Origin of the sequence: Halorubrum sp. Eb13, from assembly GCF_002252895.1 — an archaeon.
Lineage (GTDB): Archaea > Halobacteriota > Halobacteria > Halobacteriales > Haloferacaceae > Halorubrum.
Map to the genome: position 1 here is coordinate 1 of NZ_NHPE01000101.1, position 21863 is coordinate 21863.

21 protein-coding genes are annotated in these 21863 nt (G+C 72.4%); 10 read left to right on the forward strand and 11 right to left on the reverse strand.

Annotated features, from left to right (window positions below; all coding sequences use genetic code 11):
* The first annotated feature begins 87 nt into the window (after nucleotides 1-87).
* A complete protein-coding gene (locus tag DJ75_RS12120; protein WP_094524716.1) occupies nucleotides 88-1260 on the forward strand; it encodes an MFS transporter in 1173 nt (390 codons plus the stop codon).
* Between the two features lie 62 nt (nucleotides 1261-1322).
* The gene (locus DJ75_RS12125; protein WP_094524717.1) at nucleotides 1323-2108 is read left to right on the forward strand and encodes a PHP domain-containing protein; all 786 of its coding nucleotides are present in this window, start codon (nucleotides 1323-1325) and stop codon (nucleotides 2106-2108) included.
* An 86-nt stretch (nucleotides 2109-2194) separates the two neighbouring features.
* Here the strand turns inward: DJ75_RS12125 and DJ75_RS12130 are convergent, their stop codons facing one another.
* Entirely contained in the window at nucleotides 2195-2590 is a 396-nt protein-coding gene (locus DJ75_RS12130; protein ID WP_141212031.1) for a hypothetical protein, read from the reverse strand.
* A 273-nt stretch (nucleotides 2591-2863) separates the two neighbouring features.
* On the reverse strand, nucleotides 2864-4102 hold the full coding sequence (locus DJ75_RS12135; RefSeq protein WP_094524719.1) for a mandelate racemase/muconate lactonizing enzyme family protein: 1239 nt from the start codon (nucleotides 4100-4102) through the stop codon (nucleotides 2864-2866).
* Nucleotides 4103-4250: 148 nt separating this feature from the next.
* On the opposite strand from DJ75_RS12135, the gene DJ75_RS12140 reads away from it, so the two are divergent.
* Complete coding sequence (locus DJ75_RS12140; protein WP_094524720.1) at nucleotides 4251-4709, forward strand: TRAM domain-containing protein; 459 nt, start codon at nucleotides 4251-4253, stop codon at nucleotides 4707-4709.
* Nucleotides 4710-4750: 41 nt separating this feature from the next.
* On the opposite strand, the gene DJ75_RS12145 is transcribed toward DJ75_RS12140, so the two are convergent.
* Nucleotides 4751-5851, reverse strand: coding sequence for a geranylgeranyl reductase family protein (locus DJ75_RS12145; protein ID WP_094524721.1), 1101 nt, complete (start codon nucleotides 5849-5851; stop codon nucleotides 4751-4753).
* 99 nt (nucleotides 5852-5950) lie between these two features.
* The gene (locus DJ75_RS12150; RefSeq protein WP_094524722.1) at nucleotides 5951-8176 is read right to left on the reverse strand and encodes a thioredoxin domain-containing protein; all 2226 of its coding nucleotides are present in this window, start codon (nucleotides 8174-8176) and stop codon (nucleotides 5951-5953) included.
* A 142-nt stretch (nucleotides 8177-8318) separates the two neighbouring features.
* Here DJ75_RS12150 and purD point away from each other — a divergent pair, with 142 nt between their 5' ends.
* Together purD and DJ75_RS12160 are read left to right on the forward strand one after the other, a co-directional pair.
* The gene (gene purD, locus DJ75_RS12155; RefSeq protein WP_094524723.1) at nucleotides 8319-9602 is read left to right on the forward strand and encodes a phosphoribosylamine--glycine ligase; all 1284 of its coding nucleotides are present in this window, start codon (nucleotides 8319-8321) and stop codon (nucleotides 9600-9602) included.
* A gap of 49 nt (nucleotides 9603-9651) precedes the next feature.
* Nucleotides 9652-10266: an acyltransferase gene (locus DJ75_RS12160; protein ID WP_094524724.1), complete on the forward strand. Its 615-nt coding sequence runs from the start codon at nucleotides 9652-9654 to the stop codon at nucleotides 10264-10266.
* A gap of 3 nt (nucleotides 10267-10269) precedes the next feature.
* Here DJ75_RS12160 and DJ75_RS12165 read toward each other — a convergent pair whose 3' ends face one another.
* The gene (locus DJ75_RS12165; RefSeq protein ID WP_094524725.1) at nucleotides 10270-10632 is read right to left on the reverse strand and encodes a DUF5798 family protein; all 363 of its coding nucleotides are present in this window, start codon (nucleotides 10630-10632) and stop codon (nucleotides 10270-10272) included.
* A gap of 107 nt (nucleotides 10633-10739) precedes the next feature.
* On the opposite strand from DJ75_RS12165, the gene surE reads away from it, so the two are divergent.
* Entirely contained in the window at nucleotides 10740-11591 is an 852-nt protein-coding gene (gene surE / locus DJ75_RS12170) for a 5'/3'-nucleotidase SurE (protein ID WP_094524726.1), read from the forward strand.
* A gap of 27 nt (nucleotides 11592-11618) precedes the next feature.
* Here the strand turns inward: surE and DJ75_RS12175 are convergent, their stop codons facing one another.
* Nucleotides 11619-12311: a nucleotide exchange factor GrpE gene (locus DJ75_RS12175; protein ID WP_094524727.1), complete on the reverse strand. Its 693-nt coding sequence runs from the start codon at nucleotides 12309-12311 to the stop codon at nucleotides 11619-11621.
* A gap of 157 nt (nucleotides 12312-12468) precedes the next feature.
* Between DJ75_RS12175 and DJ75_RS12180 the strand changes: the two genes are divergently transcribed.
* Together DJ75_RS12180 and menD are read left to right on the forward strand one after the other, a co-directional pair.
* Nucleotides 12469-13434, forward strand: coding sequence for a DUF1028 domain-containing protein (locus DJ75_RS12180; protein WP_094524728.1), 966 nt, complete (start codon nucleotides 12469-12471; stop codon nucleotides 13432-13434).
* A 58-nt stretch (nucleotides 13435-13492) separates the two neighbouring features.
* On the forward strand, nucleotides 13493-15373 hold the full coding sequence (menD, locus tag DJ75_RS12185; RefSeq protein WP_094524729.1) for a 2-succinyl-5-enolpyruvyl-6-hydroxy-3-cyclohexene-1-carboxylic-acid synthase: 1881 nt from the start codon (nucleotides 13493-13495) through the stop codon (nucleotides 15371-15373).
* Nucleotides 15374-15390: 17 nt separating this feature from the next.
* Here the strand turns inward: menD and DJ75_RS12190 are convergent, their stop codons facing one another.
* Together DJ75_RS12190 and DJ75_RS12195 are read right to left on the reverse strand one after the other, a co-directional pair.
* Nucleotides 15391-15762 carry a BsuPI-related putative proteinase inhibitor gene (locus DJ75_RS12190; protein ID WP_094524730.1) on the reverse strand — a complete coding sequence of 124 codons (372 nt, stop codon included), beginning with the start codon at nucleotides 15760-15762 and terminating at the stop codon, nucleotides 15391-15393.
* A gap of 79 nt (nucleotides 15763-15841) precedes the next feature.
* Nucleotides 15842-16273 (reverse strand): cyclic nucleotide-binding/CBS domain-containing protein, encoded by a 432-nt coding sequence (locus tag DJ75_RS12195; RefSeq protein ID WP_170938318.1) that lies wholly within the window; start codon nucleotides 16271-16273, stop codon nucleotides 15842-15844.
* A 121-nt stretch (nucleotides 16274-16394) separates the two neighbouring features.
* Here DJ75_RS12195 and DJ75_RS12200 point away from each other — a divergent pair, with 121 nt between their 5' ends.
* Entirely contained in the window at nucleotides 16395-17147 is a 753-nt protein-coding gene (locus DJ75_RS12200) for a DUF2797 domain-containing protein (RefSeq protein ID WP_094524732.1), read from the forward strand.
* Nucleotides 17144-17836 carry a trimeric intracellular cation channel family protein gene (locus DJ75_RS12205; protein WP_170938317.1) on the forward strand — a complete coding sequence of 231 codons (693 nt, stop codon included), beginning with the start codon at nucleotides 17144-17146 and terminating at the stop codon, nucleotides 17834-17836. Before DJ75_RS12200 ends, DJ75_RS12205 begins: the two co-directional genes overlap by 4 nt.
* A gap of 45 nt (nucleotides 17837-17881) precedes the next feature.
* Here the strand turns inward: DJ75_RS12205 and DJ75_RS12210 are convergent, their stop codons facing one another.
* From DJ75_RS12210 to DJ75_RS12220, 3 genes are all read right to left on the reverse strand, one after another.
* On the reverse strand, nucleotides 17882-18835 hold the full coding sequence (locus DJ75_RS12210; RefSeq protein WP_094524733.1) for a hypothetical protein: 954 nt from the start codon (nucleotides 18833-18835) through the stop codon (nucleotides 17882-17884).
* An 84-nt stretch (nucleotides 18836-18919) separates the two neighbouring features.
* A complete protein-coding gene (locus DJ75_RS12215) occupies nucleotides 18920-20002 on the reverse strand; it encodes an ABC transporter permease (protein WP_094524734.1) in 1083 nt (360 codons plus the stop codon).
* A partial coding sequence (locus tag DJ75_RS12220; protein ID WP_094524735.1) for an ABC transporter permease occupies nucleotides 19995-21863 on the reverse strand: 1869 nt, incomplete at its 5' end. The genes DJ75_RS12215 and DJ75_RS12220, both read right to left, overlap by 8 nt.

Sequence of the window (21863 nt, forward strand, 5' to 3'; positions counted from 1 at the left end):
CCGACGGCGGGTGAGTCGGGATCGGTTCCGTCCGGAATCGAAAGCGTTGACCCCCGACCGGACCCACCCCTTGTCAGTGACAGCGGGATGAGCTGGCAGTACCGTCACACGGTGCTGTCGCTGTGCATGCTCGCGTTCCTGGTGACCTACTTCGCCAGGCTGGCGATCAGCCCGGTCGTCCCGCTGATCGTCGACGACTTCTCCGTGTCGAACACCGCCATCGGGGTCGCGCTCTCCGGGATGTGGCTGGCGTACGGCGCCGCCCAGTTCCCAAGCGGCGTGCTCGCGGACCGCCACGGCGAGCGGACGGTCATCCTCGTCGCCGTCGGCGGCACAGCCGCGATGAGCGCGGTGCTCGCGCTCGCGCCCGTCTTCCCCGCCTTCGTGGTTGCGGCGGTGCTCCTCGGGCTCGTCGCCGGACTCCACTACGCGGTGGCGACGACGCTGCTCTCGCGGACGTTCGACGACATCGGCACGGCGTTCGGGCTCCACTCCGCGGGCGGCCCGCTGGCCGGGCTCGTGGCCCCGGTCGCCGCGGCCTGGGTCGGCGTCCGGTACGGCTGGCGCCCCGCGGTCGCGCTGGCCGCGCTGGTCGGCGTGCCGGTGTTCCTGCTGTTCGCGTGGCGCGTCCGCCCGACCGAGCCGCGGCGCCCCGACCAGCCGATGCGGGACCGGTTCGCGGTCGCGCCCCTCGTCGAGCTGCTCTCGCGGCCGAGCATTCTCCTCCCGCTGTTCATCGCGATGGCCGGCACGTACGTCGTCCAGGGCGTGATGTCGTTCCTCCCGACGTTCCTCGTCGAGTTCCGGGGGTTCTCGCCGCCGTTCGCGGCCGGCGTCTTCTCCGCCTTCTTCGTCGTTCGGGCGGTCGCGCAGGTCGGGCTCGGCCGGCTCTCGGACCGTGCGGGCCGCGACGTCGCCATCGGCGCGGCGATGCTCGCCGGCGCGGTCGGTATCGCCGCCTTCGTCTTCGGTCCCGGGCTCGTCGGCGTCGCCGTCGCGATGCTGCTGGCCGGCTCCGGCGCGAGCTTCTTCTCCGCCATCGACCCGCGGTTCATGGACGCGCTCGGCGACGCGGAGCGCGGCGCCGGCTTCGGACTCGTCCGGACCGTCTACACCGTCATCGGCTCGGCGGGCTCCTTCGGCGTCGGGCTCGCGGCCGACCTGTTCGGCTGGGGCGTCTCCTTCGCGATCCTGGCGGCCCTGTTCGGCGTCACGTTCGCCGTGCTCGCCGCGAACTCGGCGCTGGGCACTGGGTACTGAGTCGCCGCCGGCGTCGCTCGTCGACCAGAAGCTACGAGTCGCCGCGCGACCTACGACGTCGCGTGCACGACTACCACGCCCACACGAACTACTCCGACGGGGCGTTCCTCCGGTGGATGGTGGACGCGGCCGCGGACGCGGGCCTCGACGGGATCGGGTTCGCGGACCACTGCAACGTCTCGCCCGAGCCCGGTGCGGAGCGGTACAAGCGGGCGCTCGGGTTCAACCTCGACCTGACGTACGAGCGGCGCCGGGAGGCGATCGAGGCGGTCCGCGAGGACGCCGACGTCGACGTGTTCGACGCCGTGGAGATGGATTACGACCCCGCACACGAGGCGGCGATCGCCGACTTCCTCGCCGAGGCCGACTTCGACTACGCGGTCGGGAGCGTCCACGAGCTGGACGGCGCGAACGTCCACGCTCGCTCGCACTTCGCTGACAAGTCCGAGTCGGAGCGGCGCGCGCTCGTCGAGCGGTACTTCGAGAAGCTGACCGCGCTCGTCGACTCGGAGCTGTTCGCGGTCGCCGCGCATCCGGACCTGATCGAGCGGAACCCGCACCTCCGCGGGTTCGCGACCGAGGACCACTACGCCGCGATCGCCGACGCCTTCCGAGGGTCGCGGACCGTCCCCGAGATCAACGCCGGTAGGGCGCTCGACGAGTACGGGACGTTCCACCCGGCTCCGGCGTTCCTCGACCGGCTCGTCGACGCCGGCGCGCGTGTGACCGTCGGCACCGACAGTCACGAGCCGGACGAGATCGCGCCTCGGCTCCGCGAGATCGAGACGGAGCTGGACCGGCGGGGGCTCGACCCGGTCCGGCTGGACCAGGTGGCGTCCCGGGCCTGACGCACATCCGTCTCGCGTTCGATTCTGCCGTTCGACGGCGGGCCGGTATCGTGCCGGACCCGCCGCCGGACGGCCGAACCGGACGATCAGTCCACCGGATCGGCGACGTCCGTATCGGTCCGCTCGGCTGTCAGCAGGTCGTCTATCTCGGACGCCAGCCGATCGCTGATGACCGGTTCGACCGCCTCCGCCGCCGGCCCCAACTCGACCTCGTCGTCGGGCTGATGATACGCCACGAGGTCCGCCTCTCGCAGCGGCGGCACGTGGTCGTGGTAGAGCGCGTTGTAGATCCGGAGCCGCTCTCTGGTGTCGACGTCGTCGCGGTCCCAGACCGTGAGTTGGTGAGCGACGTCGGGGAGCCACATCGGATTCGCATACGTGAACAGGCAGTAGAGCAGCCGCCATCGATAGCGGTGCGAGAGTGCGACCTCCCTCAGCCCTGTTCTCGTCGACTCGTCGCCGGGAGTGTCATCGATGTCCATGATCGGAGCCCTCCTGAATTGCGTTCGCCGCACGCCGCCGCCGTTCCTCTTCGGGCGTCGTCGACTCCGCTATCGTATACCATGCCCGGGTATAAAATATTATTTGGTTGTCAAGATGTCCGGCATCGATATCGGTCGGATCCGACGCTCGGCGCGCCGGCCCCTTCGACTTCGCTTCGCTCAGTCGAACTGCGAAAATCAGAGATTTTTATGCTCGACTTCGCTTCGCTCAGTCGAACAACGCAGCGCTCCGCGCTGCTGGCTCGATCCGGCTTACGCCTCGTCAAACAACGTCTCGCCCTCGAGCATATGCGCCTCGACGGCGTCCATGTCGAGCGTGACGCCGAGGCCCGGCTTCTCCGGCACCTCGATGTAGCCGTCCTCGATGACGTCCTCCTCGACGAGGTCCTCCCACCAGCCGAGCTCGTAGGAGTGGTACTCGATCGCCAGCGAGTTCGGGATCGCGGCGCCGACGTGCGTCGCCGCCATCGTCGCGACCGGCGAGGCGACGTTGTGCATCGCGACCGGGACGTAGTACTGGTTCGCCACGTCGGCGATCTTGCGGGTCTCGCGCATCCCGCCGACCTTCGGCAGGTCGGGCGCGACGATGTCGACCGCCTGACTCTCGATGAGCCGGCGCAGCTCGGTGACGCGGTAGCGGTTCTCGCCGACCGCGATCGGCGTGGTCGTGTTCTTGGTGACCTCCTCCTGCACGTCGAGGTTCTCCGGCGGCACGGGGTCTTCGAGCCACCACACGTCGTACTCCTCGATGGCGTCCGCGAGGCGCTTCGCGGAGCCGCCCGAGAACGTCCAGTGACAGTCGAAGGCGACGTCGGCCTCGTCCTTCACGCGCTCCGTGACCTTCTCGACGATCTCCGCCTTGTGGCGGATCTCGCCGGGGCGGAGGTGGCGGTTCGCGCGGTCCTTCTCTAACCCCGAGGGGACGTCGAGGTCGAACTTCAGCGCGTCGTAGCCGAGCTCGTCGACGACGCGCTCGGCCTCGTCGGCGCACGCGTCGGGGTCCGCCTCCGCTTCCGTGTGGCAGTCGCAGTAGACGCGCATCTCGTCGCGGTACTTGCCGCCGAGCAGCTGGTAGGCGGGCACGTCGAGGATCTTGCCGGCGAGGTCGTGGAGCGCGACCTCGATCCCGGAGATCGCGGTGACGGTGACGCCCTCGACCGAGCCCTCGCCCGACATCTTCTGGATGAGGTGCTCGTACAGCCGGTCGATGTCGAGGGGGTTCTCGCCGACGACGAACGGCTTCATGCGCTCGATTAGCTCCGGGACGCCCGCGCCCCAGTACGCCTCGCCGGTGCCGACGACGCCCGCGTCGGTGTACACGCGGACGAGCGTCCACGGGAAGTTCCCGTCGACCATCGTCGTCTGGACGTCCGTGATCTCGACGTCGCGGCGACCGCCGCGCGAGCCCGTGACCTCCATCGTCTCCGCGGAGAGTTCCCGCATCGTGTACTCCGCGTTCGGATCGTGGAGCGACTCGTAGTTTCGGCTCATGACCGGCGATTCATTCGGAACAGGGTAAACGTTTATGTTCGGCGGGTGTCCGGGGCGGGAATCCGCGCGGCTGCGACCGACCTCTGACGGCGTTTTCACCGCGGGTAATAATAGGGACCTTTTCATTACCGTGTTCGCAACGTCACGCATGGTCGAGATCACCGATTCGCTCGCGTGTCTGTTCACCGGGGAAGTCGAGGAGCGCGACGGGGACCACGTCGTCACGGTCCCGTCGTCGGAGATAGAACACGAGACGGTCACCCCCGGTGAGACGTATCGGGTCGCATTGATACAGCGAGAGGGAGGAGCGGATACCGCTTCCACCGAGTCAGCGGCGAACGCGTCCCCGGACCGGGACGTCGCGGGGAACGGTGCCGGCACCTCCGAGGCCCGCACAACCCCGACCGACGCCGCCGGCCCGCCGGTCTCCGAGGGCGACGTCCGCGAGGTCACGATCGAGACGCTCGGCGACAAGGGCGACGGGATCGCGAAGATCGAACGCGGCTACGTCGTCATCGTCCCCGACTCCCAGCCGGGCGACGAGCCGACCGTCGAGATCACGAGCGTCCGCGAGAACGTCTCGTTCGCCGAGGTCGTCGGCGAGTAACGGCCGGACTCCGCCGCGGCGGTTCCCCGACCGGTCCCGGCTCACTCCGGCGGGTCGCTCCGCGAGAACAGCCGACGGAGGTGCGCCGGCGAGAAGAACGAGGTCGGCCGGTCCATGTGGACGCCGATCTCGCCCGACAGCGCCCGCAGCCCGAGCCGCTGGACCGGCTCCGGCAGCGAGTAGCACCGACGGATCCCCTTTCCGAGCAGGATCTCGCGGCCGATCTCGTCGCGCCAGCCGGCCTCGTAGTCGGCGAGCGTCGCCGGGTCCGCGGGGTCGACGACGTCCGCGGCCACGTCGGCCGCGGTCATCCCGTACAGGATCCCGCCGCCGGTGAACGGCTTCGTCTGCGCGGCCGCGTCCCCGATCAGGAACGCGCGGTCCGTCGTGACGCGGTCCGGCGGCCCGACCGGAATCGCCCCCGAGCAGAACCGGTCTGTCGTCGCGCCGTACGCGTCGGTGAGCCGGTCGAACATCGCCGTGACGTCGTCGCTCGGGGGCGCCGCGAGGCCGTACTCGACGCCGGCGTCCCCCCGCGGGATCCGCCACGCGAAAAAGGTCGGCGCGGTGAGGTGGACGTCGACGAGGTCGCCGGCGTCGGGCGCGTCGTCGAACGCGAGCACGCCGTGGAGCAGCTCGTCCGGCTCCGGGAGGTCGAGCGATCGACGCACGCGAGAGGTGGGGCCGTCGCAGCCGGCGACCATCCGGGCCTCCGCCGTCTCGACGTCGCCGTCGGGAGTCCGGACCTCGACGGCGACCCGATCCGACCGCTCGTCGACGTCGAGGACGGTGTGCCCCTCGCGGACGTCGGCGCCCGCGTCCCGCGCGCAGTCGGCGAGGGTCCGGTCGAGCCCGACGCGGTCGATCACGTTCGAGACCGGCCGTTCTTTATAAAATGGGTGCGCCTTCGAGCCGGGGCCGCCCACGTGGAACCGCGCGCCGTACACGCGGTTCTGGAGGAGCCGGTCGCGTGCCTCGTCGGGGACGTACGCCCAGACGTCGTCGGAGACGTGGCCCGAGCAGGCCAGCGGCTCGCCGACGGTCCCCTTCTCGAAGACGACCACGTCGCGGCCGGCCTCGGCCGCCCGCCTGGCGAACCGCGAGCCCGGGGGGCCGGCGCCGACGACGATGAAATCGTGCATGGACGGAGCGTCGTGACGGACGCATATAATTACGCCGCGGCTTACTCGCGCCGCCGGCTGTCCGAGAGGCACTCGAACCGCCGGTCCGGAGTCGCTCGCCTACCGCCGCTCCGCCAGCCACGCCAGCGCCGCGTCGAGGTCGGCCTCCGGCGGCGAGCAGGTCCGACCCTCGCAGACGTAGGCGGTCGGCTCGCCGTCGACCGCGTCGCGCCCGGCCCATATCGGCGGCGCCTCGTCCATGTCGAGCCGGTCGAGCCACTCGTCGAGCCCCGCCTCGGTCGGCGGTCTCGGCGCGACGAGCGCGCCCGGGAGGTACCGCTCGCCGAGGGTCTCGCGCCACGCGTCCGGCACCGCGTCGGCGGCGACCGTCGCCTCGACCCCGCCGGTCTCGACGCGCTCGGCCGCCCGCACCAGCGAGACGTGCTCCAGCGGGCTCGCCCGGATCCGGTCCGCGTGGGTCGTCACCACCGCCTCCGCGACCGCGGCGAACTCGCGGTCGGTCCGGAACCCGTCGAGGAGCGCCAGCGTCTCCGCCGCCACGCCGAGGCTCGACGGCGTCGAGCGGTCGGTGAACTCCTGCGGGCGGGCGAACAGGGCGCCGTCGCCGGCGGGGGGCCCATCGCCGTCCCCGGCCGTCCCGTCACCCTCGCCCGCCTCCGGGTCCCGCGTGAAGTAGATCGTTCCGTCGTCCGCGTCGTGGAACTCCGCGACGATCGTCTCGGCCAGTTCCAGCGCGAACCCGAGCGGCTCCGGGTCGCCGGTGGCGGCGTAGACGTCGAGCGCGCCGCGCGCGAGGAACGCGTGGTCGTCGAGGTACCCCGGGCCGCGGACGTCGCCGTCGAGCCACCGCCGGGCGAGCGCATCCGTCTCCGCGTCGTACAGCCGGTCGCGACAGAAGTCGAGCGCCTCGCGGGCGATCGCGGCGTACTCCTCGCCGAGGACGCCCGCCGCGCTCGCGAACGCGGAGACCGCTCGGCCGTTCCACGCCGCGAGCACCTTCTCGTCGCGGGCGGGCCGCGGGCGCGACTCCCGCGCCTCGAACAGCGCGACGCGGGCCTCGGTCAGGCGCTCGCGGACCTCCTCGACCGAGAGGTCGCGGTCCTCGGCGAGCGCCGCGACCGACGCCGCGATCGTCGGTACGGTCGTGCCGCGCTCGAAGTTCCCGCCCGACTCGATCCCGTACCGCTCCTTCGTCAGCGACGCGCCCGGCTCGTCGAGGACCGCGTCGACCTCGCCGGGCGTCCAGACGTAGAAGGCGCCCTCGACGTCGGCGCGACCGCGCCCGTTCCCGCTCGCGTCACCCCGCCGGCTCTCGGGCGGCGCGCTCCGCGCGTCGAGCGTGCTGAAGAAGCCGCCCGCCTCGTGGCGGAGCTCGCGGTCGAGGAACCCCAGCGTCTCGCTCGCGACGCGGGCGTACGCCGGGTCGCCGGTGAGGCGGTACCCGTCGAGGTACACCAGCGGGAGCTCCGCGTTGTCGTACAGCATCTTCTCGAAGTGGGGCACCGTCCACCGCCGGTCGGTCGCGTACCGGTGGAAGCCGCCGCCGATCTGGTCGTACATCCCGCCGCGCGCCATCCCGTCGAGGGTCCCGGTCGCGGCCGTGAGCGCGGCGTCCCGGCCGCTCCGGGCGGAGGCGCGCAGGAGCAGGTCGATCCGCCCGGGCATCGGGAACTTCGCGCCGCCGCTCCCGAACCCGCCGTACTCGTCGTCGTACCCGCGGACCGCGGCGGCGGCGGCCTCGTCGAGGAGGTCGGCGCCGGGCGCCTCCGTGTCGCCCGCCGCGCCCGCGTCGGGCACGGACTCCAGCTCGTCGCGGGCGCTCGTCGTCCACTGCTCGGCGCGCCGCTCCATCTCCTCGCGCTGCTCGGGGTCGGCCCACGAGTCGGCGATGCGCTCGCAGAGGTCGCGGAACCCGGGCTGGTTCCGGCGCGGCTCGGGCGGGAAGTAGGTCCCGACGTAGAACGGCTTCCCCTCTGGGGTACACCACGCGGAGAGCGGCCAGCCGCCGCCGCCAGTGACGAGCTGTGAGACGGTCATGAACGTGCTGTCGACGTCGGGGCGCTCCTCGCGGTCGACCTTGATCGGGACGAACGACTCGTTGAGCACCTCCGCGACCCCCTCGTCCTCGAAGCTCTCCTCGGCCATCACGTGACACCAGTGGCAGGAGGAGTAGCCGATGGAGACGAACACGGGCACGTCGTGCTCTCGGGCGCGCTCGAACGCCTCGTCGCCCCACGGCTGCCAGTGGACCGGGTTGTCGGCGTGCTGTCGGAGGTACGGGCTCGCCTCGTCGTCGAGGCGGTTCCGCTCCGTCGGCTGTGTCATACCCGCGGTTCGCCCCGGCGAGGCAAAAAGCCTCACACGAGGGGCGGGTTCGGGCGTCGCTCCCGCAAACGATCCACGTATATGTCTATCTCGGTGCGAGTGGAAAGTAAAGCTTACACTACCATGTACGTATCCGTCGGGCATGACCGAGACCGTACTCCTCGTCGGCGGCGGCGGACGCGAGCACGCGATCGCCCGCGCGGTCGCCGACGACTGCGCGCTGTACGCCTGCGCGAGCAACCGGAACCCGGGCATCCGACGGCTTGCCGAGGGGTTCGAGTCGATCGACGAGACCGACGCCGAGGCCGTCGCCGACTACGCGACCGACGTCGGCGCCGACCTCGCCGTGATCGGTCCCGAGTCGGCGCTCGCGGCGGGGGTCGCCGACGCGCTCGACGACGCCGGCGTGTACGCGTTCGGCCCGCGGGCCGCGGAGGCGCGCCTGGAGACGGACAAGGCGTACCAGCGCGAGTTCATGGAGGAGGCGTCGATCCCCGGTTGTCCCGACTACGCGGTGTTCGACGACACGGAGGCCGCCTGCGACTACATCGACGCGGCCGACGGCGACCTCGCCGTGAAGCCGGCCGGGCTCACGGGCGGGAAGGGCGTGAAGGTGATCGGCGATCAGGTGACCGCCGAGGAGGCGAAGGCGTACCTCCGGGATTCCGGCTACGACCGCGTCGTGTTGGAGGAGCGCCTGGTCGGCGAGGAGTTCACGGTCCAGGCGTTCGTCGCGAACGGCGACGTCCGGACGACGCCCGCGGTGCAGGACCACAAGCGCGCCTACGAGGGCGACGAGGGCCCGAACACGGGCGGGATGGGCTCGTACTCGGACACGGGCCGCTCGCTCCCGTTCATGGACGACGGCGACTACGAGGCCGCCGTCGACGTGCTGGAGGCGGTCGTCGACGCGCTCCCCGACTACAAGGGCGTCCTCTACGGCCAGTTCATGCTCACCGACGCGGGGCCGAAGGTCGTCGAGTTCAACGCGCGCTTCGGCGACCCGGAGGCGATGAACGCGCTTCCGGTGCTGGAGACCCCGTTCGTCGACGTGCTGACGGCCGCGCGCGACGGCAGCGCGCTCCCCGAACTCGACTTCTCGGGCGAGGCGACGGTCTGTAAGTACGCCGTGCCGGACGGCTACCCGGTCGATCCCGACGCGGGCGCGAAGATCGCGGTCGACGAGGAGAGCGTCGGCGACGCGCTGCTCTACTACGCCAGCGTCGACGAGCGCGACGACGGGCTGTACACGACCACCTCGCGCTCGTTCGCGGTCGTGGGCCGCGGCGACTCGATCGCCGCCGCCGAGCGACAGGCGGAAGACGGGCTCTCGGCCGCCGGCGACGGGCTCCGGATCCGCCACGACGTCGGGACGAGCGATCTCGTCGAGCGGCGGATCGAACACATGAACGAGCTGCGGGAGTAGCGCGCCCCCGTCAGCGACCCTTTTACCGGAGCCGCCCGAACGGGCCCTCGTGACTCACGAGGACGGTGGCGCGGCGGCCGAACCGACGAACGCCGCGGGCGCGACCGCGGCCGACCATGCGGCGGACGACTCCCGGACCGAGCGACTCGACCGCCACGCGACGCCCGGCCCGCGGAACTCGCTGTGGTCGTGGCCGGACGCGAAGTCGCCGCTCGTCGTCGTCCGGAACTACGTCGTGATCGTGCTCGCGCGGGTCTGCCCGAGCCTGCGGCTGAAGAACTGGCTGCTGCGGCGGATCGGCGTCGCGGTCGGGACCGGCGTCGCGTGGGGATTGGAGTCGACGCCCGACGTGTTCTGGCCGGAGCGGATCACCGTCGGCGACGACGCGATCGTCGGCTACGACGCGACCCTGCTGTGCCACGAGTTCCTCAGCGACGAGTACCGACTCGGCGACGTCGTCGTCGAGGAGGGCGCGATGATCGGGGCGGGCGCTGTCGTCCTCCCGGGCGTCACTGTCGGCGAGGGGGCGCAGGTCGCCGCGAACTCGCTCGTCGCCGCCGACGTCCCGCCGGAAACGACGGTCGCGGGCGTGCCGGCCGAGGTGGTGTCGCGGGCCGCCGACGGAGAGAAATCGGCCGACCAGACGGCGGAACCGGCCGAATAGGGGTTACGCCGCGTCCTCGCTCGCCCCGTCGGTCGCGTCCCCCGGCTCGCCGCCGTCGCTCTCGGCCGATCCGGCGCCCCCGGTCGCGCTCCCGGGCGAGCTCTCCGCGGCGGCGCGCTCCGCCTCGGTGATGTGCGCCTCGGTGCTGACGCTCTCCAAGTCGACGCCGACCTCGCGCGCGACGGCGTCGAGGACGGCCCGCTGTTCGGCCATCTCGTTTTCCAGCCGCTGGACGCGCTCGGAGGTGTCGACCACGGTCGTCTGGGTCTCCTCGACCTCGTTGCGGAGCTCGTTGATCTTCTGGTACGTGCGCTCGGCCTTGTCGGCGAGCGTCTGGATCTTCTTGGCCGTGTCCCCGAATCCCATGTCGCACGATGGGGCCCCGGGATACGTGGGCTTTTCCGTTCGGCGCGGCGGCGCCGACAGCCCGCCGCCGACGGTGGGCTTTTGTCCGAACCGCCCGATGTACTGGTATGAGCGTCGAGCGGATCCTACTGACGAACGACGACGGCGTCGACGCCGTCGGCTTCCGCGCGCTGTACGACGCGCTCGCGGCCGATTACGACGTGGTCGCGGTCGCGCCGACCGGCGACCGCTCTTCGATCGGGCGCGCCATCTCCGCCGACGTCGAGGTCCGCGAGCACGAGCTGGGGTACGCTGTGGACGGGACGCCCGTGGACTGCGTCGTCGCCGGCCTCGACGAGCTCGTCCCGGACGCCGACCTCGTGGTCGCCGGGTGCAACGAGGGCGCCAACCTCGGCGCGTACACGCTCGGACGGTCCGGGACCGTCTCGGCGGCCGTCGAGGGCGCCTTCTTCGGCGTCCCCGGAATCGCGACGTCGATGTACGTGCCGGGCGGCGACGACTGGTGGAAGCGGGACCTGCCGCCGGCGTCGTTCGCGCACGCCGTGCGCGCCACGCGGTTCCTCGTCAACGAGGCCCCGGCGGCGGGCGCCTTCGAGCGGGCCGACTACCTCAACGTCAACGCGCCGATGGCGGCGTCGGCCGAGGCCGACGGCGGCTCGGAGCCGGTCGCGGCCGACCCCGGCGGCTCGGACCGCGCCGTCGACCCCGCGCCGATGCGCGTCACCACGCCGTCCGAGTGGTACGGGATGGAGGCGACCTCCGACGGCAACGGCGGCGTCGCCATCTCCGATCCGATCTGGGGGCGGATGACGCCCGAGGACGTGCCCGACCCGATCGGCACCGATCGGCGGGCGGTCGTCGACGGCGAGGTGTCGGTCTCGCCGCTGTCGGTGCCCCACGCCGCCGAGCCGGACGCGGGGCTCGACGAGATCGCGGGCCGGTACGGAAGCGAGGAGTGAAAACGGGACGGGGGCCCGGGCCGTCGACTACGACCCGTCGGCGCTGACGGTGACCTTCGCCTCGCTGACGACGCGGTCGCCCATCTCGTAGCCGGGCTCGTACACCTCGTGGACGGTGCCCTCGGGCTGGTCGCTCTCGACGCGGAGCATCACCTGGTGGCGGGACGGGTCGACCTCGTCGCCCGGGTCGGGCGCGATTGGCTCGACGCCCTCCTCGGCGAGCACCTCGTCGAACTTCTCCAGCGTCGACTCGACGCCGGGGCGGAGATCGCTCCCCGCCTCCTGGTCGAGCGCGCGGAGGAGGTCGTTGCGGACCGGGGTGATCCGCTCGACGAGCTTCTCGGACGCGCGCTCGCGGATCTCGTCCTGCTTGCGCTTCGCGCGCTGTTTGTAGTTGCTGAAGTCCGCCTTCACGCGGGCGAGCTTGCTCGTCAGCTCCTCGACCTCCTCCTCGGTCTCGAGGAGGTCCGCGCGCGTCTCCGCGAGCTCCGCCTCCAGCTCGGCGACCTCCCGCGCGAGCGCCTCGTCGTGCTCGGCGACGGCGGCGGCCAGCGCCTCGCCGCCGGCGTCGCCGGTGTCGCCGGTGTCGCCGCTGACGCCCGCCGGCTCGCCGCTCGCTTCCCCGGCGGTCGCCTCCGCCGTTCCGTTCGCGCTCGCCGCGTCGGCCGCGGCGTCGTCGGAGGACTCGACCTCGACGTCGACGGCGTCGTCGTCGCTCATACCCGATCGAAGTCGGTCGGCGTGCATAAGCGTTGCAGAACGCGACCGCGAGCGGCGGCGCGGGGCGCGGCGTCGGCGACGCCGACGTCGACGAGGGGCGGACCGCCCGGACGACCCGACCGAACTTATGAGGGCGGCCGCCGATCCGTGTAACCGCATGCCACCTCGTCCCTCGACGTTCTCGATCGCCGCCCGCGACCCGGAGACCGACGCCGTCGGCGTCGCGGTCCAGTCGAAGTTCGTCAGCGTCGGCGCCGTCGTCCCGTTCGTCAGCGCGGACGCCGGCGCGGTCGCCACGCAGAGCTTCGCGAACGTCGCCTACGGCCCCGACGGCCTCGACCGCCTCCGGGAGGGCCGCGACGCCGAGGCGGTCGTCGACGCGCTCACGAGCGCGGACGACGAGGCGCCCTCCCGACAGGTCGGCGTCGTCGGCCTCGACGGCGAGCCGGCCGCGTTCACCGGCGACGAGTGCCACGACTACGCCGGCGACCTGCAGGGCGACGGCTACACCGTGCAGGGCAACATCCTGGAGAACGCCGAGACGCTGACCGCGATGGCGGACGCGTTCGAGGAGACGGACGGCGGCCTCCCCGAGCGGCTCATCGCCGCGCTCCACGCCGGCAACGAGGCTGGCGGCGACAAGCGCGGCGAGCAGTCGGCGGCGCTGTACGTCGCCAAGCCCGAGGGCGGGTACGACGGCCGGAACGACCGCTGGATCGACGTGCGCGTCGACGACCACGACGGCCCGATCGACGAGCTCGAGCGGGTGTTCAAGCTGTACGACGTCACCCTGCTGGAGCGCGAGGCGCCCGACGAGACCCGGGAGCTGACGGGCGAGGCGGCCGCGGCCGTCGCGGCGACGCTCGCCGACCTCGGGTTCCTCGACGAGAGCGATGCGCCCGAGGGCGACGCGGCCGGGAGCGAGGCGGCCGAGGGCGACGCCTTCGGCGAGCCCCACCGCGAGGCGCTGGAGACGTTCCGCGGGATGAACAACTTCGAGAACCACCCCGTGCCGGTGCTGGAGGATGCCATCGCCCGCGGCTGGGACGACGCCGAGGGCGAGGGTGAGGACCGCCTCGTCGACGCGGTGTGGCACGGGCTCTCGCGGCTGGACCGGGTATAACGAATCCGGCCAGGCCGACCCGCGGGAGTATTTAAATATCGACCACCAAGCGGTGGCAATGACCGCGCCGAACCGGAACGCGCTGTGGGCGGGGGCGCTCGTGGACGAGCTCGTCGCCGCGGGCGTCGACGCCGTCGTCGTCTCCCCGGGCAGCCGATCGACGCCGCTGACGATGGCCGCCGCGGACCGCGACGACCTCCGCGTCTTCTCGCAGCTGGACGAGCGCTCCGCCGCCTACTTCGCGCTGGGCCGCGCCCGGCGGACGGGGAGCGTCACGCCGCTGATCTGCACCTCCGGCACCGCCGCCGCCAACTACCACCCGGCCGTGATGGAGGCGAGCCAGGCCCGCGTCCCTCTGCTCGCGCTCACGGCCGACCGCCCGCCGGAACTGCGCGACTCGGGCGCGAACCAGACCGCCGACCAGGAGAAGCTGTACGGCGACGCCGTCCGTTTTTATAAGGACCTCCCCGAGCCGGCGCCGAACGACCGCGCGCTCCGATCGCTGCGGACCACCGTGGGCCGAGCCGTCGCGACCGCCGAGGGGGCCGACCCCGGCCCGGTTCACCTCAACGTCCCGTTCAAGAAGCCGCTGGAGCCGACGCGGGTGCCGGGCGACGTGCCCGCCGACCTCGACCCGGTCTCCGCGGCCGGTCGCGACGGCCCCTACGTCGACGTGACGCCGGGATCGCCCGAGCCGGGCGACGACGAGCTCCGCGCGCTCGCGAACGAACTCTCGGTGGTCGACCGCGGGCTGATCGTCGCCGGCCCCGCGGACCCGCCCGGCCTCGACGCGGAGTCGGTGACGGCGCTGTCGCACGCGACCGGGTTCCCGGTGCTCGCCGACCCGCTCTCGAACGTCCGGTACGGCGGTCACACCCGCGTCGCGCCCGTGATCGGGGCGTACGACGCGTACCTCTCTGCGTCGGTCGCCGGGGACGACGCCGGGGGGTCCGACCCGGCGACCGAGTGGGACGACCCCGAGGTCGTCCTCCGCCTCGGCGCGTCGCCCACCTCGAAGAACCTCCGCGAGTACCTCGCCGGGACCGGCGCCGACCAGTATCAGGTCGACCCCGCGGGGCGCTGGCGGGAGGCGGAGTTCGCCGCGACCGACCTCGTCGTCGCCGAGCCGAGCCGGCTCTGCGCCCGCCTCTCGCGGCTCGCCGGCGGTGGCGGCGGCGACCCGGACTGGCGAGCGCAGTGGGAGGAGGCCGACCGCGTCGCTCGGGAGATACACGACCGAGAGCGAGCCGCGACCGGGAGCGAGGGCGGCGACGCTCTCTCGGCCGACGGCGACCCGGCCGGCTTCCACGAGTGCGACGCGCTCCGCGCCGTGGCCGACGCGCTCCCCGACCCGGCGACGCTGTTCGTCTCAAACTCGATGCCCGTCCGCGACCTCGACCGGTTCGTCGGGCCGACGACGGCGAGCGTCACCGCGCTCGGCAACCGTGGGGTCAGCGGGATCGACGGGATCGTCTCCAGCGCGCTCGGGGCGGGCTCGGCGACGACGGACGACCTCACCCTCGTCGTGGGCGACCTGGCGCTGTACCACGACGCCAACGGCCTGCTCGCGCTCGACCGGTGCGACGTCGACGCGACGGTCGTGCTGATCAACAACGACGGCGGCGGGATCTTCCACGCCCTGCCGATCGAGTCGTTCGAGCCGCCGTTCACGGAGTCGTTCAAGACCCCGCACGGCATCGAGTTCGAGCCGATGGCCGACCTCCACGGGCTGGCGTACGCGCGGGTCGACGCGCGGCCCGAGGCGGTCGGGGACCCCGCCGAGACCGCCGCGGAGCTCGTGTCGGCGTGCGAGCGGGCCCGCGACGCCGACGGCTCGCACCTGATCGAGGTCCGGACCGACGCCGAGTCGAGCCACCGGACGCGCGAGCTGCTCGCGGCGGCGGTCGAGGAGGCGGTCCACGGCGCCGGCTCGGACTGAGGTGCGCCCGCCGGACGTCACCCGACCGTGACCGTCGCGGTCGCCTCCGCGTCGTGCTCCTCTGCGGTCAGCGTCCCGACGACGAGGTAGACGCCCGGTCGCGGGCTCCGCCACGTCCCCTCGTACGTCGCCGACCCGCCCGGCGCCAGCGTCTCGGTGCCGAGCGCCTGCGTGAACGCCCGGCCCTCGCCGTGTCGCCAGACCGGCCCGGCGGTGCTCCGACGGGGGTCGCCCGCCGCGTCGGCGGCGGCGGACTCGAAGGCCGCGAAGTCGGCGCGCTGGCCGGTCCGAAACCGGAGCGTGACCGGGTCCTCGCCCTCGTTCGTCACGGTGAGCGCGAGGTCGACCCCCTCGTCGCCCTCGTCCGTCGCGAGCGCGGCGTCGATCATGCGGGGCGATCGCACGCGACACGGAATAAAGACCGCGGCCGGTCCGCGACCGGCGCGAGGTTCGGCCGTCTCTGGTCGCTCACTCCGTCTCCTCCGGGTGGAACTCGTGGATCGGGACGTACCTCGCCACGTCGGTCGTGGTGACGATCCCGACGAGCCCGTCGGTCTGCGGCTCGGCGACGGGAAGCTTCTTGACGTTGCGGTCGGCCATCGTCCGGGCCGCCTCCCCGATCGAGTCGGACGGGCGCACCGTGATCACGGGGGAGCTCATACACTCCCCGACGGTCGTCGCCGTGGGATCACGCCCCTCGGCCGCGAGGCGGACGAAGTCGGACTCCGTGAGGATGCCGTCCGGCGGCAGCGACTCGGCGCCCGCCAGAATCGAGCCGATGTCCGACTCGATCAGTCGTTCGGCCGCCGTCGCCGCCGAGGCCTCGGGGTCGATCGTCTCGACCGGTTCGGTCATGACGTTCGCGACGAAGACGTCCGCGAGCGGGTCGTCAGAGTCCATCATCAAAGATCGTCTAGGAGGCTCGAAGAGTGTTGACTCTTGCGCCGGTGCCTCCCGGGTCGCGTCCGTCTCGGGCTCCGCCGACGACGCGCATAAGTCGCGGCTCCCCGTACGGGGGCGCGTGCAAGTCGTGGGTTACGAGTCGGGCGAGGGGCTCTACGTCGCCAGCGGCGGCGCGGTCGAGTTCGTCGAGGCGACCGCCGGGACGGAGCTCGCCTACGGGCTCGGCGACCGCCGCTGCGCGGGGACCGTCCACGACGGCGAGCACGTCGCCTGCGACGCCTCCGATGCCCCCTACTGCGACGCCCACGGGAGCGTCTGGGTGTGCGCGCGGTGCACGGGCACGTGTCTGAAAGACGAGATGGACTGTCACGAGGAGCACGCGCTCTACCTCGCCGCGTTCGCCCCCGACGTGCTGAAGGTCGGGGTGACGCGGCTGTGGCGGCTGGAGACGCGGCTCCGCGAGCAGGGCGCGGACCGGGCCGCGCACGTCAGAACCCTGCCCGACGGGCGTGTCGCCCGACAGGTGGAGGCCGAGTTGGCCGACCGCGACGACCTCGTCGACCGGGTTCGGGTGCCGACGAAGCTCGCGGGGTTCGGCCGCGCGGTCGACGAGTCGGCGTGGGCGGCGCTCCTCGAACGCTTCGACCCGATCGAGCGCTTCGCGTTCGACTACGGGCTCGACCTCGACGAACGCCCCGTCGCGGAGACGATGGCGGCCGGGACCGTGCGCGGCTGGAAGGGGCGGGTGTTGGTGCTCGACCGCGGCGGGTCCACGTACGCGGTCGACGCCCGCGAGCTGGTCGGCCGCGAGCTCACCGACGAGGCGGCGGGCCGAGAGCTGCAGTCGAGCCTGGGGGCCTTCGGGGAGTGACGGGCGGGCTCGCGTCGACCCTGTTCGGCGACCCGTTCGCCGTCATGAACACGGTCGGCCTGGTCGCGTTCGCCCTCGTGGGCTCGACGAAGGCGATCCGGGAGGAGTTCGATCTGTTCGGCGTCGCGATCGTCGGACTGGCGATGGCGTTCGCCGGCGGGGTGACGCGCGACCTGCTCGTGAACCGGGTCCCGCTCGCCCTCCAGTCGCCGGTCGAGATCGCGCTCGGACTCGTCGGCGTCGGGTTGGCGATCGCCCTCAGCGTCGTCCTCGAATCGCCGGACACGCACCCGATCACGCTCGCGGCCGACGCCGTCGGCCTCGCCGCCTTCGCCACGGCCGGCGCGATCGTCGCGACGGACGCCGGCGTGTCCGCCTTCGGCGTCGTCGCGGTCGCGACGATCAACGCGGCCGGCGGCGGCGCGTTCGCGGACGTCCTCCTCGACCGCGCGCCCTTCATCCTCTTCGACGACTTCTACGCCAGCTGCGCGGTGCTGGGCGGGAGCGCGTACTGGGCCGTCGGCGCGCTCGGCGGCCTCGGTGCGCCGGGCGGCCTCGGCGGACTCGCCGCCGGCGCGTGCGCCGCGGTGACCGTCGGGACCCGACTGGTCGCGGTCGCGTACGGTTGGCAGCTACCGACCGCCGGGTGGGTCCAGCGCCTCGCCGACCGCGTTACCGGCGAGCGGTGATTCGGACCGGCGAGCGCCGAATCGGCCCGGGTGCCGACGTCCGTCTCAGTAGACCCCGGTCTCCAGCAGTATCTGCAGCGGGAGGTACAGCAACGCGTGCTCACGCCCGAAGGCTCCCGGTTCGGGGACGCAGTCGACTCGTCGTCGGGCCGATCTCTCGAGGAGGTACGACCAGCCGAAATTAACCCGGAAGTAGTCCCGGACCAGCGACTCGGGGAGGCTCTCGGCGAGCGTCTCGTATATCGAGACGCCGGTCCGCCGCGCCGCGTCACACTCCGGCTCCGGGTAGAACGCGTGCGCGAAGAAGGCGTAGCTCTGCGGGCGCTCGAAGAACCCCGGCAGTATCTCGGTGACGGACGACGACGAGGGAGCCCCTCCGTGTACCCGCTCCTCGTCCACGATATCCGCGAGCGGAGCGATCGACCTCGCTTCCGGCGATTCGGCCGCCGGCGACCGCTTCGCCCCCGCGTAGTAGTCGACACAGCACTCCGGATAGCCGTGGAGCGAGCCCAGATACCGGTCGAACGCTCCCGGCGACTCGTCCAGCACGGCCCGGATGTTTCGATCCAGGATCTCGTCGGGCGCGGGCGCCTCGTCGGCGAAGAAGTACACTCTGGCCCCGTACTGGACCTCGCCCGGCGTCCGGAGCCACTCCGGAACGACGAAACAGGTCTCCGGGTACCGATCCCTGAGATACCGGACCTCCGGGAGCCCGCGGAGTAGGTCGCGGAGACGGGTCGACGCCTCTTGGAGGTTCCCCTCGGTACGAGAGCCGATGTCGACGTGGAGGTCCCCCCAGATCCGCCGGGACTCTTGACAGGTGTCGACCCGGTCGTCGGTGACGTCGGGGCGGTCAATCGCCTCCAGCATCCGCTGTTGGCCGTGTAAGTACCCCTCCGTCAGCTGGACGCTGGCACCGGGGCGCTCTCCCTCGAGCACCGCTAGCGCGTCGAGCGCGACGAATCCGGGGAACGCGTCGACCGCTGACGGCGAAGACATGTGATCACCGCGTTCCACGACGACCGCGCGGGACCTAAAAACTATTATTTTTCTAACTTTTCGGGATCGCGGTGCGCCGGTCCCTCAGTCCCCGAAGCCGTTCGCCGCGACCAGCCGTCTGACCCCGGCGTACGCGACCGCGGCGATGCCGACGTAGGCGACGACGAGGGCGGTCGTCCTCGCGTCGGCGCTGTCGATCGCGAGCCGCGCGACCGCGTTCGCCGGCCCTCCGGCCATCGCCGTGGCGCCGCCGAACAGAACGAGCACGCCGATAGAGTAGAGGAACTGCGCGGCCCGGCGGTCGGGCGCGAGCGCCGAGATGGCGACCGCCAGCGCGACGACGAGCGTCGTCAGCGCGGTCATCAGCGCGAGGATCGACGGGACGTTGGCGACTGGCGTGCCGTTCGCGCGGAGAAGCAGCAGCCACAACAGCGCCTGTCCGGGGGCGATCGCGACCGCCGCGAGCGCCTTCCCGTCGATGATCTCCCCCAGCGTGACCGGGGCGACCCGGAGCAGTTCGAGGGTGCCCTCGTCGATCTCCTCGGTGATCGAGTCCACTACGAGCGACCCCGAGATGAAGACGGGGAGGAACACCAACACCGGGATCAACACGGTGTAGGTGAACGTGAAGTACGGGCTGGAGCCGGTCCGCTCGGGCAGCGGGAGCGGCGACTCGGTCAGGTACGCGGTCCGGTCGGCGCGCTCGTTCAGTTCGTACGTCCGGAGCAGTTCGCGGAGTTGGACGACGATCACGGTCGTCTCGACGGTCGCGTCCGGCGCCGTGACGCGCACGACGATCCGCCCCTCGTCGTTCCGATCGGCGACCACCACCGCGTCGGCGGCGTTGCGCTCGAACGCGAGCCGCGCGGCGCCCGCGTCCTCGTAGCGCGTGACGGACGCCCCGTCGACCTCGCTCGCGGCTCGCTCGAGATCGCTCACCGCGTCGCCCGCGCCGGCCACCTCCACCTCCGCGCCGCCGAGCGCGCCGGGGTCGTACATCGAGACGAGCCCGACCACGAGGAACGACGAGAACGCGGCGATGAACAGCTGTATCGCGACCGCCAGCAGGATCGTCTTCTCCGCGCGCAGGCCCGCAAGCTCGCGACCGGCGATGGTCAGTCGGCTGCTTCGTCCGGCGGTCCCCCCGCGGCGCTCCGCGTCACCCATGAACGCTCACCACCCCGAAGTTGTACGCGGCGTGGAGCAGCGTCGCCAGCGCCAGCGTGAGCGCGTACGCCGTCCGGTCCCGGCTCGCGCCCACCGCGGCGACGGTCGTGGCGAACCCGTGGAGCAGGAGGGGGGCGAACAGCAGCGCCGCGGCGGCGACGGGGGAGAGCCCGTCGACGCCGGCGACGCTCCCGAACGCCGCTCGACCGACGTACAGCTCGGTGAGGCCGACCGCCTGCACGACCGCCGTGGCCTTCTCGGCGAGGAAGAAGCCGACCGCGGAGGCGAGCCCGACCGCGACGGCGACCCGGTCGGTCCGGGCGAAGACGCCGCGCTCGAACCCGGCGTAGAGGCCGACGCTCTTGGCGACCTCCTCGATGAAGGCGATGGTCACGAGGAGGACGGGGACCGAGACCGTCACCGGAAGCGCGAACAGCGTCGCGACGGCGAGCAGCTCCGCGACGAAGACGAACGGGATCGCGCAGGCGGTGAGGAACGCGACCGAGCCGAGCGCGCGGAGCCGCCGGCGGTCGGCGAGGTCGGCGAGTCCGGCGTCGTCGACCGCCGAGAGCCGCACCGCGAGCGCGTCGAGGAGCTTCCGCGTCACCGGCTTCTGGGTGAACATGTCCTCCTCGCGGTACACCCCGAGCCCGAGGCCGAACAGGAGCGCGGCGCCGAGCGCCATCGGCCCGGTCGAGAAGAGCGCCTCGCCGACCGAGACGGCCTCGCCCTGCAGGTCGAAGACGACGAGCGTCAGGGGCGACACCAGCGCGACCGGCGTCACGTTGGTGAAGACGGCGGGGACGAACGCGTACGTCGTGAGGAGCACGCTGACGCCGACCGTGACGAAGGTGAGCTCCTTGAACGACCGCGCGAACATCGCGCCGACGAACGTGGCCGCGAAGAAGGTCAGGGCGACGGGCAGCACGGCGATCACCGAGAGGGCGCCGCCCCCCACGGCGACCGCGATGACGGTCGTGACGAGGAGCGCGGCCGCGACGTACGGGAGCGTCTTCCCGGCGACGATGTCCACCGGCGAGAGCGGCGTGACGAGCAGCGGCTCCCCCCGCCGGTTCGTGCGCTCGTCGAGCACGGACGAGCCGTACGCCTGGATGAGGAAGTTCATCGGGACGAGGAACACGAACGCCAGGAGCAGCGAGACGAAGGGGAACGGCGGGGAGATCGATCCGGGCGAGCCCGCCGTGTCGGCGCCGAACGTCCCGCCGCCGACCGACGGCACCGCGAACCCGTCGCCCGAGGCGCCGCCGTCGAGCGCGGCGTCACCCGTCCCCCCGCCGGCGTCGTCGTCCCCGTCGGTCCCGTCGCTTCCGCTCCCGTCGCCCGAGGCGCCGCCGTCGAGCGCGGCGTCACCCGTCTCCCCGCCGGCGTCGTCATCCCCGTCGGTCCCGTCGCTTCCGCTCCCGTCGCCCGAACCACCCCTGCCGTCAGAGCCGTCGTCGCCGCCCGAACCGTCGTCGCCGTCAGAGCCGTCGTCACCGCCGGAGCCGTCGCTCGCTTCCCCGAGCGTCGAGCCGTCGTCGAGCGCGCTCGTCCGGCCGACGTACCGGAGGGTGACGGCGACGGGGAAGGCGGCGGTCGCGTTCTCCTCGTCGGCCATCAGCCGCTCGTTGTGCGCCTCGACGGCCTCGCGGAACTCGGCGGCCGCGGCCTCGCCCTTCCGCGTGTCGCTGGCGCGGACGGCGACTGTCTCGGCCGCACCGGACTCCCCCCGCCCCACGTCGAGGACGACGAGATCCGCCGTCTCACCGAGCGTCGCGCTTCCGACGGGGACCGGCGTCAGCGCCGGCGCCTCGTCCACGGCGTCCGCGTACGGGGAGTCGCCGTCGACGGCGACCCGGTA